This is a genomic window from Paraburkholderia domus (assembly GCF_905220705.1).
Taxonomy (GTDB): Bacteria; Pseudomonadota; Gammaproteobacteria; order Burkholderiales; family Burkholderiaceae; genus Paraburkholderia; species Paraburkholderia domus.
This window is the reverse complement of the sequence record NZ_CAJNAT010000091.1, coordinates 1-851: the sequence shown is the minus strand read 5'-3', so window position 1 is coordinate 851 and position 851 is coordinate 1. Positions and strand designations below refer to the sequence as shown.

1 protein-coding gene is annotated in these 851 nt (G+C 61.9%); it reads right to left on the bottom strand.

Annotated features, from left to right (window positions below; translation table 11 throughout):
* The coding region (locus KHO31_RS39000) for a type VI secretion system Vgr family protein (protein WP_211626151.1) at positions 1 to 851 on the bottom strand (851 nt) is incomplete at both ends.

Here is an 851-nt window from a genome sequence, read left to right as displayed (position 1 = left end):
TGCTCGCCCCAGCGATAATCAACTGCGTTCGTCGTCCTGTCGCCACGCGCCGCGTTCTGCTCGACGAGCAGCGACACACCGGCCTGACGGTGGTTGTAGTCGTTCAGCCGGATCGCTTCAGGCACGCGCCGCATGCGGCGCCCGATCGACCTGACGGACTCGGCTCCGGCGTTGGCCAGCCCCGAGTGGCGCCGGAACGGCACGATGCGCTGATTACGCGCATACGCATCAAGGTCATCGCCGAAGACGATGACTTCATGGTCTTTCGCCTGCTCGAAGCGGAACCAGATGCCTTCGTCAGCCGCAATGCGCTGGACGAAGGCGAACGTGGTTTCGTGGTACTGGGTGATGTATTCGTGACGCTTGTACTGCGCCCGCAGGTTGAACCTGAAGTCGACGCCCTCGCGATACCCGTAGTGGCGCAACGTGTCGGTGATGATTTCCTGCGCCGACTGCTTCTGGAACAGCCGGCTGGTCACCGTGCGGGCAAGATCAGCGATACGTGGCTCGATAAGCAACCTGTAGCGCGTCTCATCCGCGGACGTATCCAGCTGGTCGAACTGCGTCACGATGCCGTGAACGGTTCGCGCAGGCGGCATCTCACTGAACTTCGACGCGTTCTCGCCAAACATCCTGAGCAGATAGGCGGCGTCCGGATCGATGGGGTCGATCACGAACTTCGCGGGCCGCCCCAGCACCTGGTCCATCGGAATATCAGCGACAACACTCGTGAACTCGATGTCATAGCGGTAGAGTCGGCTGACGCCTTCATCGCCTTCGAACTGCAGCACCGAGAACGGCGCCGGATGCGGCGCAAGTTTGACCTCGTACGCCTGGGACGGCAGAACCAT